13 protein-coding genes and 1 pseudogene are annotated in these 13,494 nt (G+C 58.8%); 5 read left to right on the forward strand and 9 right to left on the reverse strand.

Annotated elements, in window-relative coordinates:
- Positions 1–131 precede the first annotated feature (131 nt).
- Together IVA98_RS07995 and IVA98_RS08000 are read right to left on the reverse strand one after the other, a co-directional pair.
- Positions 132–974: a class I SAM-dependent methyltransferase gene (locus IVA98_RS07995; RefSeq protein ID WP_247354608.1), complete on the reverse strand. Its 843-nt coding sequence runs from the start codon at positions 972–974 to the stop codon at positions 132–134.
- Positions 975–1,000: 26 nt separating this feature from the next.
- A complete protein-coding gene (locus tag IVA98_RS08000; RefSeq protein WP_247354609.1) occupies positions 1,001–1,981 on the reverse strand; it encodes a Bug family tripartite tricarboxylate transporter substrate binding protein in 981 nt (326 codons plus the stop codon).
- Between the two features lie 107 nt (positions 1,982–2,088).
- Here IVA98_RS08000 and IVA98_RS08005 point away from each other — a divergent pair, with 107 nt between their 5' ends.
- The 3 genes from IVA98_RS08005 to IVA98_RS08015 all read left to right on the forward strand — a co-directional run bounded on the left by IVA98_RS08005 (position 2,089) and on the right by IVA98_RS08015 (position 6,213).
- Positions 2,089–3,024: a LysR family transcriptional regulator gene (locus IVA98_RS08005; protein WP_247298670.1), complete on the forward strand. Its 936-nt coding sequence runs from the start codon at positions 2,089–2,091 to the stop codon at positions 3,022–3,024.
- Positions 3,025–3,653: 629 nt separating this feature from the next.
- Complete coding sequence (locus tag IVA98_RS08010; RefSeq protein ID WP_247298667.1) at positions 3,654–5,837, forward strand: PAS domain-containing sensor histidine kinase; 2,184 nt, start codon at positions 3,654–3,656, stop codon at positions 5,835–5,837.
- Position 5,838: 1 nt separating this feature from the next.
- A complete protein-coding gene (locus IVA98_RS08015; protein WP_346657691.1) occupies positions 5,839–6,213 on the forward strand; it encodes a response regulator in 375 nt (124 codons plus the stop codon).
- 114 nt (positions 6,214–6,327) lie between these two features.
- Here the strand turns inward: IVA98_RS08015 and IVA98_RS08020 are convergent, their stop codons facing one another.
- The 4 genes from IVA98_RS08020 to IVA98_RS08035 all read right to left on the reverse strand — a co-directional run bounded on the left by IVA98_RS08020 (position 6,328) and on the right by IVA98_RS08035 (position 7,682).
- A complete protein-coding gene (locus IVA98_RS08020) occupies positions 6,328–6,558 on the reverse strand; it encodes a DUF6894 family protein (RefSeq protein ID WP_247298661.1) in 231 nt (76 codons plus the stop codon).
- 60 nt (positions 6,559–6,618) lie between these two features.
- A complete protein-coding gene (locus IVA98_RS08025; RefSeq protein ID WP_247354610.1) occupies positions 6,619–6,966 on the reverse strand; it encodes a response regulator in 348 nt (115 codons plus the stop codon).
- A gap of 74 nt (positions 6,967–7,040) precedes the next feature.
- A complete protein-coding gene (locus IVA98_RS08030) occupies positions 7,041–7,187 on the reverse strand; it encodes a hypothetical protein (RefSeq protein ID WP_247298660.1) in 147 nt (48 codons plus the stop codon).
- Between the two features lie 258 nt (positions 7,188–7,445).
- Positions 7,446–7,682 (reverse strand): hypothetical protein, encoded by a 237-nt coding sequence (locus IVA98_RS08035; RefSeq protein WP_247298657.1) that lies wholly within the window; start codon positions 7,680–7,682, stop codon positions 7,446–7,448.
- Between the two features lie 1,350 nt (positions 7,683–9,032).
- Here IVA98_RS08035 and IVA98_RS36940 point away from each other — a divergent pair.
- Positions 9,033–9,155, forward strand: a complete 123-nt coding sequence (locus IVA98_RS36940) for a hypothetical protein (protein WP_256464575.1) — start codon at positions 9,033–9,035, stop codon at positions 9,153–9,155.
- 658 nt (positions 9,156–9,813) lie between these two features.
- Here IVA98_RS36940 and IVA98_RS08045 read toward each other — a convergent pair.
- Positions 9,814–10,215 carry a hypothetical protein gene (locus IVA98_RS08045; protein WP_247298651.1) on the reverse strand — a complete coding sequence of 134 codons (402 nt, stop codon included), beginning with the start codon at positions 10,213–10,215 and terminating at the stop codon, positions 9,814–9,816.
- A gap of 1,255 nt (positions 10,216–11,470) precedes the next feature.
- On the reverse strand, positions 11,471–11,674 hold the full coding sequence (locus tag IVA98_RS08050; RefSeq protein ID WP_247298649.1) for a response regulator: 204 nt from the start codon (positions 11,672–11,674) through the stop codon (positions 11,471–11,473).
- A 55-nt stretch (positions 11,675–11,729) separates the two neighbouring features.
- On the opposite strand from IVA98_RS08050, the gene IVA98_RS08055 reads away from it, so the two are divergent.
- Positions 11,730–11,909, forward strand: a complete 180-nt coding sequence (locus IVA98_RS08055; protein ID WP_247298647.1) for a hypothetical protein — start codon at positions 11,730–11,732, stop codon at positions 11,907–11,909.
- Positions 11,910–12,491: 582 nt separating this feature from the next.
- Here the strand turns inward: IVA98_RS08055 and IVA98_RS08060 are convergent.
- A pseudogene (locus tag IVA98_RS08060) lies at positions 12,492–13,397 on the reverse strand (methyl-accepting chemotaxis protein); the annotation flags it as partial.
- Between the last annotated feature and the right edge of the window lie 97 nt (positions 13,398–13,494).

Raw genomic sequence — 13,494 nt, forward strand, 5'->3', positions numbered from 1 at the left:
CCGATCACGCTCGGGCCGAGCCATGTCCGTTCATCCCGGCGAGCCGACCTAGGGATGGATCATGCGGTCCTCGGCAACGGGCCAGCAGCGGAAGTGCGACATTGCTGAATGGCTATTCCACCTTACCGTTCTCAACGTGCCTTGCGCGCGAACAATTCCACAGGCGCGATCACCCCCTTCGAGATGCTTGCGATCATGTTTTTGATCTGATCCTGCCGTCTGTCGCCCATCAGCGTGTGAAGGCCCAGGGGCGCGGGATCGGTGGCCGGCGAGGCGCGTGATCTCAGGCCCTCAAAGTATGCGAGCGCAAAGTCCCTTCGATTGCGTTCTGATAGGATTTCAAATCCTGTATGCTCCAGCGCCCGCCTGTAGCATTGCGGCGAGCCCAACGCACTGGATTCTCGCGTGGTCGCCCATGGAAGCGGGTAAGACAGTTCGCCATCGGCCATTCGCATGACGTCATACACTGCAAACAGGGCGCCAGGCCGCAGAACTCGCGCGACTTCGAGGCAGAGGCGCTCCTTGTCTTCGATGTTCATACCGACATGGAGCATATAGGCTGCGCTGAAATTCCATTGTTGGAATGGCAACGAAAGAGCTGTCGACTGGTAAAGCTTGACGCGATCGTTCAGCCCAACCCATTCGCACAAGCGATTGCCCGTCGCGACATAATCCAATGTCAGATCGACGCCGCTAACCCGGCACTGGTAGCGGTCGGCTACAAATCGCGCCGGCCCACCCAGTCCGCAACCGACATCGAGTACGTGATCGCTTGCGTCGATGCCAAGCTGTTCCATAAGCTCTTCAGTTGCCCTGCGGCCGCCAATATGGAACTCGTCCACTGCTGCAAGATCGTCGATGGTGACAGTATCGATCGCTTTTCCCATTCGAACGACACCGTTCTCGATCGCATCAATCAGGCCGCTTCGCGCGTAGTGATCGGAAAGGTTCGATCGATCTGAGGTCTTGTCCACTGCGGTCGACTCCGGCGGATTGAACGTCATGATGCCTTAATGCCCGCCTCTCGAATGACTTTACCCCATTTTTCATATTCAGCGGCCATGCGCGCGGCACATTCATCTGGCGTATTCGCCACCGGCTCATATCCGGACGAAGCAAGCCGGTCCTTTACGTCCGGTTGCGCCATCAGCTTCGCGATCTCGCGCTGAAGCAAGCTGGTCAACTCTTTCGGCGTCCCGGCCGGAGCGAGGAGAGCCGTCCAGATGTCGGCCGCGATGTCCGGGTAACCGGCCTCCGCGATACTCGGGATTTCCGGCAGCGCCTGTGATCTGGTCGTGCTGGTAAGGGCAAGGGCACGCAGCTTGCCGTCCTTGACGTGTTGTATGGCAGGCGGAAGCGCGCCAAACGAGACAGGGGTGTGACCGGCGAGCGTCGCTCCGATCGCAGCGCCGCCGCTGTTGAACGGGACGTGCACGATATCGAGCTGGAGGGAAAGCCGAAACAGTTCACCCAACAGATGCGGTGGAGTGCCTGTTCCGGGAGAGGCATAGCTAAATTTGCCCGGGCTGCTCCTGATCAGTGTAATTAACTCCTTGACCGTCGTCGCCTGAACTGACGGGTGGACCGTCAGCACTGTAGGCGCGGTTGCCACGAGCGTCACGGCATCAAAGCTCTTCTGGACATCATAAGGAACGCTCGTGAAAAGCGTTGGGTTCACGACATAGCTGGGTGAAGCCACGAAAATCGTATAGCCGTCGGCCGCCGCTTTCGCGGCCTGTCCTGCTCCAATGTTCCCTCCAGCACCACCGATATTCTCGACGTAGAACTGCTTACCGAGTTGATCGGACAATCCTTGCGCGATAATGCGCGCCGCCAAGTCATTTGGACCTCCCGCGGCAAAAGGGACGATGATGCGTACAGGCCGGGCCGGATATTGCTGTGAGAACGCCGTGCGCGGCAAGGCTGCGAGCCCAACGGCTGAACAGGAGGCGGTCAGAAAACGGCGGCGGTTCATTCTCATGTGAGGACCCCACTTATGCTGTCTTCGCTCCCCCTGAAGACTAGGCTTCCCTGCCAGTCCGAGCCATAATATGCAGCTGACGAAATCTATATCTAATGGATATGACAATGGAATTGAGACATTTGCGATACTTCATCGCCGTGGCCGAGGAATTGCACATCACGCGGGCTGCTGAGCGTCTCGGCATGCAGCAACCGCCCCTGAGCCAGCAGATCAAGGCAATCGAGCTGGAGCTGGACGTGCAACTATTTCTTCGGAGGGCCCGAGGAGTCGAATTGACTGATGCTGGGCGCGCATTCCTGGAAGAAGCGCGTGCCACACTCAAACATCTGGATCGAGCGTTCGAGACCACCCGGCGAGCGTCCAGGGGTGAACAGGGCCGTCTCTGCGTGGGGGTCACATCCACGACGCCTTTTCATCCATTGGTACCACGCGCCATTCGAGCGTTCAGGGCGGCGTGTCCAATGGTGTCCCTCACATTGGAGGAATGTCTCAGCAACGCGTCCGTGGACCGTTTGCGGAACGAACAAATGGATGTCGCATTCATACGTGCCAATTCAGGCGATGGGCACGGTCTTGTCGTAACCTTTCTGCTGGAGGAGCTCATGGTCGTTGCGTTGCCCAGCGCGCACGTCCTTGCTCAAAGCAAACCCGAAACAACAATTTCTGTCGAACGATTGGCCAGCGAGACATTCATTCTCTACGGACCTCCGGGGACCGGAATGTACGATTCCACGATTGCCGCGTGCCAGGCCGCGGGGTTCAGTCCGCGCATCGGCAATCTTGGTGCATCCACCCAGTTGGCGCCTCGCATCACTTCCACGCTAAGTCTGGTCGGGGCGGGTCTCGGCATTACGTTTGTTCCGTCGTCGCTTCAACGCATGAACATGGAGGGCGTAGTGTATCGCGCGATTAAAGGTCCCATTCGGCCAAAGGCAACGCTCAAGCTCGCTTCGCGCCGGGGTGACCAGTCTGCAGTCGTCAAGCAGTTCATCAACTTTGTCCGGAAGGAAGCGAAGGACTTGGCCGCCCGAATTAGTTGATGTCGTGGGCCTAAACACTCTGCGCCTACGAAGGTCCGCTTCGGGTCTTGGTCGTGTCAAAACGCTGTTGCATGACGCGGACCGGCGCGGTCGAATTCAAGCTGCCTCACTCCGATCAATCTGGGCAAATTTTAGGGCCACTCAGATGAGGCGTTGTCTTGGATAGCCCGCGTGTCAGAAAAGAGCCGGTGATCGACCCGCCGACCGTCAAACCAGGTTTGCTGAATAAATTGAAGATACGACCTGCGTCCAGCTTGAGCAGCGTTGCTAGCTATCTGCTAGCTCGCCCAGATGTTCTCACTACTAACCAGGGTGCAAGTATTTGACATCGCTGGCGCACCCGACACGATTCGAACGTGTGACCTTTGCCTGCGGAGGGCATCGCACCTGAAGAGGTCGACCCACTGCTCCGGCAGGGACGCTGGGCGCCCGAAACCTGCGTTCCGCATTCGCTCCTGCACCACCGGGAGCCGTCCCAAGCCCCTGCAAGTGGGTTACTGTGGAACCATCTGTCAGGTGAGGCGTTAGAACTGGTTCGGCGGGCCAACGGGGCGTCCGCCCATACATATACATTTTCGAAATTGCCCTGCCGCAGGGCCGTCGCTCCTCTCGCCGCGAGAGTTTACTTGATGACCAATATTGAAGAATTTCCACTCTCCCCTCGCCGCGAACCGACGGAGTTCGAGGCGCTGGTCGCGGCGGGTCACGCCGCACTCGACGCCATTCCTGGGGCAGTCTACCTCTGCGACGCGGAGGGATTGCTCGTCGCTTACAACACCGAGGCAGTGGGATTGTGGGGCCGAACCCCTGATCTTGCCAGGAAGGAGCGCTTTTGCGGTTCGCACCAACTCTACCTGCTCGATGGTACTCCGCTCGCCCACAGCGACTGTCCCATGGCCACCGCGGTTTGTGCGGGCACGCCGACGCGCAACGCCGAAGTCATCATGGCCCGACCGGACGGCTCTCGCTTTACAGCCTTGGTCAACATCCGCGCGTTGCGCGACCACTCCGGCCATATTCAAGGCGCCATTAATTGCTTTCAGGACATCACGGGACGCAAGCAGATCGAGGAGGAAGTCCGCCGGAAACGGCAGGATTTGGAGGACTTCTTCGAGAACGGCGCCGTTGGCCTTCATATTGTCAGCGGCGAGGGAATTATCCTTCGCGCCAACAAAGCCGAATTGGATCTGCTCGGGTACAGACCCGAGGAGTATATTGGCCGCCACGTTGCGGAGTTTCATGCCGACGCCCCGGTGATCGGCGATATCCTTCAACGCCTTTCATGCGGCGAGCCGCTCGATCGCTATCCTGCGCGGCTGCGGGCGCGTGACGGCTCCGTCAAGCATGTGCTGATTACATCGAACAGTCGCTTTGAGGATGGCAAGTTCGTCAATACGCGCTGCTTCACCATCGACGTATCGAAATTGCATGCTGCTGAAGAGGCACGGCAAGCCAGTGAAGCGCGACTCGCTGCGACATATGAGGCGGCCAGCGTAGGCATCTCGGAGACCGACGCGAAGGGGCGCTTCTTGCGGGTGAATGATTCCCTCTGCCGGATCACGGGACGCTCGCGCGACGAGCTGCTCGGAATGACTTTCTTCGACTACACCGATCCCGATGACGAGGTGGAGGATGCCGAGCTATACGCCCAGCAGGTGCGTGGTGACATCGCGAACTACACCACTCGCAAGCGGGTACTACGGCCCGACGGGTCCGTCCGACATCTTGATATTTTCAGCTCGTCGGTTCGCGATTCGGAAGGTCACTTTCTTTACGGCGTGCGTGTCGCTCAGGATGTCACGGCCACCAAACAGCTGGAGGATCGTCTGCGCGAAGGGGAGCAGCGCATGCGCGATCTCCTTGAGGCGTTGCCCGCCGCGATCTATACCACCGATGCTAATGGCCGCATCAATTTCTTCAATCGGGCCGCGGTCGAGATGGCGGGTAGAACGCCGCAGCCCGGCGATGAATGGTGCGTCACGTGGAAACTGTATTGGCCCGACGGCTCGCCTCTGCCGCACAATGAATGTCCGATGGCCGTCGCACTGCGCGAGAACCGCGCGGTGCGCGGTGCCGAGGCGGTTGCCGAGCGTCCGGACGGCAGACGTGTGCCGTTTATTCCCTATCCGACGCCGCTGCGCGACGCGGCGGGAAACTTGGTCGGCGCCATCAACATGCTCGTCGACATCAGTGAGCGCAAGCAGGCCGAGAATGCCCAAAAGGTTCTCATCGACGAGCTGAATCATCGTGTGAAAAACACGCTCGCCACGGTGCAGTCGCTCGCGAGCCAGACGGCTCGCCATGCTGCCGACATGAAAGAGTTTCTGCCGACGTTCACGGGCAGGCTGCTGGCGCTTGCCCGTGCGCATGACCTGCTCACGACGCGAAACTGGCAAGATGCCCCTTTCGAAAAGCTGGTCCACGACATCGTCACGCCGGTGTCAGGCGGACGAGTCGTAACGGGCGGGCCGCACGTCAATCTGGACGCGCGCACGGCGCTGAGTGTCACCATGGTGCTCAACGAGCTTTTGACCAATGCCGCGAAATATGGCGCTCTCTCCACGCCGCATGGATCCGTGTCGCTCACCTGGAGGATCGCCGAAGGCGAGCGGTCGCGAGGCACGCTCGAATGCGAATGGCGCGAACACGGGGGACCCCCGGTGAGGCCGCCCAAGCGGCGAGGATTCGGCACACGACTGATGGAGCGTTGCGTGGAACACGACCTTGCGGGGGAATTCGATCTGGTCTTCGAGCCGGAGGGCACACGCTGCGCCCTGACATTTCCCGTTATGCTTCCGGCGCCCAATGACTAAAATGTCCGGTGTCCGGGTTCTCCTCGTCGAAGACGAAGGGTTGGTGGCCCTCATGATCGAAGACATGCTCGAGGAATTGGGATTGAAGGTAGTCGCCTCGGCCGCCCAGGTGAAAAAGGCTTGCGAACTTGCGACCACGGCATCCTTCGATTTGGCGCTGCTCGACGTGAACCTGGCTGGAGAGTTTGTTTTCCCGGTAGCTCGCATCTTGCGCGGCCGAAGGATTCCCTTCCTCTTTAGCACGGGCTATGGCGGACCTCCCCTGGAGGAGGAGTTCAGGAATGCGCCCGCGATCGGTAAGCCCTTCTCGGCCGACCAATTGAACGAGAAATTGCGCACGCTTCTGTCGCCCCCTAAGCCTCTGAAGCATTGTTGAGACCGCAAGCGTACACCCTTCTCAATCGGTTGTGGGAAATCAAGCCTTGTGGCCCCGCAAAGCTTCGAGGCGACCCATGAAAACGGTGAACTTCTTCTTGTTGGCAGCTGTCGATCACTCTGGTTTTTCAGCGTTGATGTGCAGGATGAAAAGAGTGTTTCGGAACTCGTCTGTAACTTCCATCCGCCATTCCCGTCCGGGCAGCAGCTTTCCGTCAATGCCCTGCAATGTCTGACCGGCCATCACAGTCGCTTCCTTCCAAGCGGCCTGCTTATCCGGCAACTCCTCGCCCACCCGATCAATTTCCGTGTGGTCGTGAGTAACGTTGAAATAGTAGCGCGGCATCACGAAGACCTGCGTGTAAAGGTATTTTCGTAACGCCTTTGCAACTTCCCCGTTCCGCCTTCAGGCGCCATCCAACAGCTTGGCTATACAGAGTTCGAGCTGATCTATTTGAAAAGGCTTTGAGAAGCGGGCGCTCCTGAAATCCGGCAGGCACTCCGCCGGGCCGTAACCGCTCGCGAAAGCGAACGGGATGTTGCGTTGTGCGAGGACCTTTGCCACCGGCTCACTACTGATGCGGCCAAGCAAGACGTCCAGCACAGCGAAATCAAAATTGGTGTTGTTGGCATGCTCTAGGGCGGAGGCTAGATCACCGGCTTCGGCCGCAACCGTGTGACCCAGCTCTGCGAGCATGTCGGATATCATCATCTGCATGAGTGCTTCATCCTCTACCAGCAACACCGAAGCCACGAACCACCCGCCTCATTGCCGCGTGATTTCTGCTGCACTTGCGAATGCACGCAGCGCAACAGCCCGTAGTTCGTTCAATGTGCCGTGTCCAGCTTCGGCGGCTTGAAGAGCTGCTCGGCGATAATCTTGCGGCTCTCATGATCACCGCCATTCGGAAGCTCCCAGCACGTCTCCTCCAGCACCACTTCCAGGTTTGATTTCAGGCGGCCCGACAGCGTCATTTAGCTCTCTCAGGCAAACCGCAAGATTTTGGAACTATGGAACTGAAGACCCGGCGGCGTCAACGGAGGCTTGTGCGGTTTTAGCGGGAGCGCCCCCGGCCCTCGAATGCCCCTCCGGGAAATCAACGGCCCCAAGTCAGATCGCCGCCATCTGGGACGGGATGGAGCGGCAGTCTACTATCGTGCGGCCGCTCGTTGGAGTCCTAACAACTTGAGGCCAGTCATCCTTGGCCCTCGGGTCCGCCGTCACGTGTCGGTCTACCCGGCCCGAATTACAGCGGGCTCGTCTGGAAACATTGAATGATCAGCTGACTTGGTAGGCGGTTCCGGCGGACTGGGCGGCGGAAGCCCGTATTCCCTTGCCCGCCTGGCGGCGAGCTTGCGATATGAGCCGGCTTGTTGAAGCAACTGCGATTTGAACGCGGAATCCGATTCGCTGGCCGCAAGATTTTCAAGCTGGACCGCGCGCTCAAGATATTCGGTCAGCAACTTCATGAGATGTCACCCCTTATCGCCACCAGCTGCTCGAGTGCAGCAGGCGGCGCTGCGCCCGGTGCCGCCAACCGGTTATTGATCTGCACGGCAGCCTCAGCCTGCCTGACGCGCCTCATCAAAAGCTCTCGCTGAGTACCGGGCGGCAACTGTTCGGCGGCTTCCCGAAACCTGGCAGCCTCCTCAATGAGGCGCTGCTTAAACGAGGTTGTGTGCTTTATGCGGCGACGCTCACTCATGCGTGGATACCCCGGAACGCATCTCGGCCCGTACTCTGAGCCTTCGACTCCTAAACTTCTAGATTCTTCTCAGGTTCCTCTCCCCGGAACGGTACACCAGTGGGACTAGCTGCCCGGCCGGCGCTCGCTTGCTGGGTGTGTTGGACCTTAAGAGACCCTGTCGTTTGCTGCATCGCGCGAGCTAATTCCTGTTCATCGTTTCCTAATGATGCGATAGGCGTCCCGCCTTCGCTCGCGGCCAATGGCAATGACCTCTCCCGTGGAAAACGGCTTCTAGTCTTTAGACGTTCCGGTGCAATGACGGCCACACTTCGCCATGCTGCTAGGTTTGCCGCGAAGTCACGCACGATCGCCGGAAGCTAGGGGCTTGCCGGTCGGAGAACCTTTGCGAGGAGCTGCGTGTTAGGCTGCGTGACGTTTCCAGGCCGGTGCGGCTGCAAACGGACTGCGAGACCCGTTCGCACCTCCCAAGCGCGCGTGTCCCACCTCCCGGCGCCCTCGGACAAGAGGACTGACGTCGCAACTGGACGATTACCGGAATGCCGCAGCTGTCGTAGCGGATACAAAAAGGATGGCCCCAGCTAATGGCTGCGGTTGGCCGTCGGACGCTCCGGCACGCACGGGGTTACGGAAAGCGACAAACCCGCACACGCGCGCTTGTTCCAGACGGCTCGAAGGGGCCACAAAAGCAAACTCCTCTATTCCGACGGCAACAAAGCGCAAATGCACTACGTTGAGCGGCGTGAGCAAAACGCCGGGTTGACAACATCGATCATCGACGCGGGGCTTAGAACTATTTAGTGAAGGCTCAGCTCCGAGCCACGATTGGGGACGCCCACCAACTTGTAGCAAGTGGCCGTAGTAATTCATGCCGAGGTTCAGACACTCAGCTGAAATCTATGCAGCTCTCGCTACTTGCATTTCAGAGTGTAGAGGAGTCGATATCCTCTGAGTTGATATTTTGGGACTAGGGAACATACTCGGCCTCCGCGAACATCCACCTTTCGAGGCTCATTCCCGCACCCCGCTCCTGCCTACACTTCAGACCCCGCGTTGCCGCGACGCCCGCAAGACTGGTCCCGGCTTGCCTGCTGCGGCTTTGGCCGGATGGGCCATGCGAGATCACATGCAGGTCGAACTCGCATCCGCGGCACTGGCGATGGCCATCCAGCAGCGACGGCCGCAGGCCGGATTGATCCACCACTCCGATCGCGCCCAATATGCCTCCCACGCCTAGCGCAATGCTCTCACCGGTGCCGGCATCACCGCATCGATGAGCCGCAAGGCAATTTGCTGCGGCGACGTCCTGATGGAGAGCTTCTTCCACACCCTGCACCTACGACATCCGTGGATGCCTGTGGATCAGCTGAAGAACATCCTACCCCAAGTGTTCGGTGCCAGGTGGCGCTGAGTTCTGATATTCGGACCTTTTTCTGATGCTCTTTACGGTTGCAATGCAGCTGACCCTCTGTTCGTGTCAACGTGGCCTCAGGTTACCGCATTTGTAGCTCGTCACCGTAGCTAATCACACGGGCATCCGGGCGATTGTCGGAAACTTCAGCCACTTCAACGTCCTGGATAGCGTGCTATGGAGGAGCCCCGTTCCGCGATCTCCTCTGGATCGGGTCCCTAACCTAATCAGCGGGCCTCCACATCTGCCCTCCAGGCTCTGATTCCTCGCCGGCAGAGCGTCAGGATCAGGAGCTTGACGATCTTTCCGTACTCGATGCCGGCGGTCCCTTCCAGACCGCGATCAGGTCGTAATTCGGCTTCTCGCCGTCCATCTGAATCAGGGACCGCAAGAACGCTTATTCGAACGCTAACGAAGTACGGCAGCCCCCTGCTCCCGTCATCGCGCCGGAGGACATCCCGCGGAGGAGCGCCAACCCCGCAGCTCAGAAGATCGGTACGTCCCGCTCTTTGGTTTTGACTCCGTTCGATTTGAGGGTCCCCCGATGTGCGGAGACAACACAATACACTTCCGCAGTATCGTCCCCCCACCATTCGCAATCGTTCAGTGTCTGGGCGTTTACGAGAACCCCTGTATTAAAACAATGCGGATTAGTGTCGTGAATTGCGAGCTGGAAGCTCTCATCGGTCTTCAACTTGTCGTCCGAAAACCAGTCAGCATCTAGCACATCGACCTTTATGGTCAGGAGCTGCTCGCCAAGCAGCCGAAGCGCTTCTGTATTCAACTGAATAGTTCCGCCCACAGTCAGATTAAGATCCTCGTTTTTGGTTCTGTTAGGGTTATTGACGACCATCCAACCCGCTAACATCGTTGTCTTCGGTGCCATCGCGGCCTCCCCTTCTGCTTGCAAAATTCACATCTTCATCCCTGTAATTCCCTCGCAGCGTTCTTCCGCTGCCTACCTACGATAAGCTTAGACCCCGGGTGCTCGTGAGAGACAATTCACAGTTTCCAGCCGATTTGCGTTCAGATGAATACGAACTCGTAAATCAGTTGGTTAGGAAATGAATCGAAGGAAATGGAAATTGCCGCGCCGATGCCAGACGCCTTATCGAGCGTCGCCGGCTGTCCGGAGCTTCCCGCCGTGGTTTACGTACGGCCGTTGTACTCCAGTCTAAGATCTGGCTCAGATTCATCGACTTCGGAGTTGGAGGACCCCGTTCCGCCGATTGCCCCCGGATTGATGATGAGACAGATTGCCGGCGCATTTCACCAGTATGAGCAGGCTAGGCTGGTCGCAAAGTTGCAGGCGGCTCGCCAGCGCAAACGGTCGTCGGCAAGGTCGAGGGTCGCAAGTCATGGGCTGAGGTTAATCCCCAGTTGGTGAAGGAGGCTCCGCGGCTCAGACGCCGATCGCCGAACGGAGGCCAGCGTTCTTTGCGTGCTATTGCTAAGGAGCTTGCCAAGCTCGGCTATGTGAACGAACGCGGAGTGCCGTTCTCACCCTCATCGGTGCAATCAATGTTGTCCTAGCGCGCGAACGCCATCGTTGATGTCTGCTATGCCCTTAGCAGCGGTCCGAAGGCGGACAGCGCCGGAGGTCCGAGTCGGGCCAACAGCGGAAGTACACGTGGCTGGAAGGAGTCGCCAACCTGAGGCCCTAGTTCAGCTTACGACACAGCTTCTGGTGATCCTCCGCAGGTCGGCGCCGTACTCTTCGATGATGCGCCGCGCCTGGTCCAACCAAGACGGCTTGGCTTTCTTACAGGCTCTTTGTCGCGGTCGGGCATGGCCCGATGGTGTGGCGTAGATGCCCGGTTGCTTGAGCTAGATGAACTGGTCTGCGCGAGCTGTGGCGGCCTCCTCGCAGTGCCGCTCTATGGCCTCAAGGGCTGGCCGAAACCGCCGATATTGGTTGAAGTGCCCGGCGTTGTGACAGACGCGCCCTCCCGAGTGGCTTAGGTCAAGACAGAGGAGCCAGACCGATCCAGCATTTCGCGAACTTTGAGAGCCAACTTCGCTTGGGTAACCGGCTTTTCCAGAAGATCAACGCCTTCATCGAGCCGCCCTTGGTAGACGACCGCATTTCGAGAATAACCCGTCATGTAAAGTATTTTAAGCTCTGGTCTTATCTGTCGGGCTCATCGGCCCAATTCACGGCCGTTTATGCCGGGCATCACGACGTCTGTGAGGAGCAGATTCACCTGCTCATCTTGTTGTAAAAGGATGGTCAGCGCAGCTTGCGCCGTACCGGCCGATAAAACGCGGTAGTTGAGATCCCGCAATACGTCTGCGACGTAAGTCCTGAGGTCAGGGTCGTCCTCAACGACGAGGATCGTCTCCATCAACTCGACTGAATGAAACAGAGGGGGCCGACGGGGCACACAGAAGATGAGGGAGATGCATGAGCAGTTGAAGAAGCTCCGCAACGATGCCGCCGACTGCAAATCGATCAGCGATGTCATAGACCTGCAAAAAAGAGAATTGTTCGCGAGGCTTGCCGATCACCTGAGCGTGTTGGCTTCAGAGGTCGAGCGCGCCATTGCTGCGGCAGTCTCTAGCGCCCAACCCGAGCTATAAAGGTGCGCTGGCATCCATGATCGAGGATGCCATGGTCAGTAAAGCGCGACTTCGCGACGGCGGGCTACCTGGCATCAAGTAATCTCGTTCGCGTCGCCTATTCCTGTATGCGGTGCCGAGCGGTCTCCTTGCGGCGCTCCGCGCGACGGGGCACGATGTTATCGAGACCTAGATCGAGGTGTCGAAAGACGAACGTACGCGCCCATTGTGCTGCACAATCTGTCCTGGTCAGGTGTAAGGGAGCATCTCCTGCAGCAAGCGATCCGCGGCGGTTAGCTGATCAAGCCGAAGCACGAGCAGCTCGTTCAGCCGCGCCACCCGAGATTGAGATTCCTCACGTATCGACCTGTCATCCACACCTTCAAGCAGGCCATTGAGAGCTCTAAGGCACTCGATAACGACATTGACGTTCCGTCGCAGCAATTCGCAGTCCGTTCTGGTCTGGACAATCAGGTACCGCTCTCGACTGAATGGCAGCGGGACGATGTTGGCAGCCGCCCACTCGGAGGCCCCATCACGGATTGTGGCTGCGACCACGCCAGCGTAACTCGCTGATGTTGAGGTGCTTGTCATAGAGGCACCTCAAGCTGCGCGTACGGTGGTCAGGAACTTCTCGACCTCTGTCTTTAACCTCGCGCTGTCGTTTGACAACGTTTGCGCCGAAGCGAGCACCTGACATGAGGCTGAACCGGTTTCCGTGGCTCCCTGCTGCACCTCCGTGATATTGGAGGCGACCTCATGGGTACCTTGCGCAGCCTGCTGGATGTTGCGCGATATCTCTTGCGTGGCCGCGCCCTGTTCCTCGACCGCGGATGCGATTGCGGAGGAAATTTCCGAGATCCGGCCGATCGTGCCGCTGATTTCCTTGATCGCGACGACGGAATCCTGGGTGGCCGCCTGTATATCGGTGATCTGATGACTGATCTCCCCAGTCGCCTTCGCGGTCTGTTCGGCGAGCGCCTTGACTTCGGAAGCAACGACAGCGAAGCCGCGTCCGGCCTCGCCGGCCCGCGCCGCTTCGATCGTCGCGTTCAGCGCCAAAAGGTTAGTCTGTCCTGCGATCGTATTGATCAGTTCGACCACGTCGCCAATGCGGGTTGCCGCCTGTGACAGCTTGTTGACACGATCGTTGGTTTTCTGTGCCTGGTCCACTGCCGCGCCGGCAATCCTGGCTGCGTCCTGCACCTGGCGGCTGATTTCAGTGACTGATGAACTCATCTCTTCGGTCGCGGAAGCAACCGATTGAACGTTGGTCGAGGCTTCCTCTGAAGCCGCGACGACCATGCCGGAGCGCTGCTGGGTGCTCTCGGCCGTCCTGCTCAGAGTCTTGGCGGCCGCCTCGAGTTCGGTCGAGGATGACGACAGCGTCTCGATGATCTCTCCGACCGCATCCTCGAACCGGCCAGCGAGTTGTTGCATGTCAGTCTTGCGCTGGGCGGCGGCACGAGCCTCCGATTGCGCCTGTACGGCACGCAGCCGGTCGGTTTGTCATTCGGCCTGCAATATTGACCCCCTAAGCAGGGGGATCGGCGTCCAAAATTGACCCCCTACAGATTGGTCTGTTGCGCTGCCTGCTTTGGAACGA

Origin of the sequence: Bradyrhizobium sp. 160 (assembly GCF_023073735.1) — a bacterium.
In the GTDB taxonomy this organism is placed as follows: Bacteria; Pseudomonadota; Alphaproteobacteria; order Rhizobiales; family Xanthobacteraceae; genus Bradyrhizobium.

What these genes read in the sequence shown, in the direction of transcription:
- IVA98_RS08000 (WP_247354609.1), bottom strand. Translation starts at nt 1,981, where the DNA reads ATGAGAATGAACCGCCGCCGTTTTCTGACCGCCTCCTGTTCAGCCGTT.
- IVA98_RS08005 (WP_247298670.1), top strand. Translation starts at nt 2,089, where the DNA reads ATGGAATTGAGACATTTGCGATACTTCATCGCCGTGGCCGAGGAATTG.
- IVA98_RS08010 (WP_247298667.1), top strand. Translation starts at nt 3,654, where the DNA reads ATGACCAATATTGAAGAATTTCCACTCTCCCCTCGCCGCGAACCGACG.
- IVA98_RS08015 (WP_346657691.1), top strand. Translation starts at nt 5,839, where the DNA reads ATGTCCGGTGTCCGGGTTCTCCTCGTCGAAGACGAAGGGTTGGTGGCC.
- IVA98_RS08020 (WP_247298661.1), bottom strand. Translation starts at nt 6,558, where the DNA reads ATGCCGCGCTACTATTTCAACGTTACTCACGACCACACGGAAATTGAT.
- IVA98_RS08030 (WP_247298660.1), bottom strand. Translation starts at nt 7,187, where the DNA reads ATGACGCTGTCGGGCCGCCTGAAATCAAACCTGGAAGTGGTGCTGGAG.
- IVA98_RS08035 (WP_247298657.1), bottom strand. Translation starts at nt 7,682, where the DNA reads ATGAAGTTGCTGACCGAATATCTTGAGCGCGCGGTCCAGCTTGAAAAT.
- IVA98_RS36940 (WP_256464575.1), top strand. Translation starts at nt 9,033, where the DNA reads ATGCGAGATCACATGCAGGTCGAACTCGCATCCGCGGCACTGGCGATG.
- IVA98_RS08045 (WP_247298651.1), bottom strand. Translation starts at nt 10,215, where the DNA reads ATGGCACCGAAGACAACGATGTTAGCGGGTTGGATGGTCGTCAATAAC.
- IVA98_RS08050 (WP_247298649.1), bottom strand. Translation starts at nt 11,674, where the DNA reads ATGGAGACGATCCTCGTCGTTGAGGACGACCCTGACCTCAGGACTTAC.
- IVA98_RS08055 (WP_247298647.1), top strand. Translation starts at nt 11,730, where the DNA reads ATGCATGAGCAGTTGAAGAAGCTCCGCAACGATGCCGCCGACTGCAAA.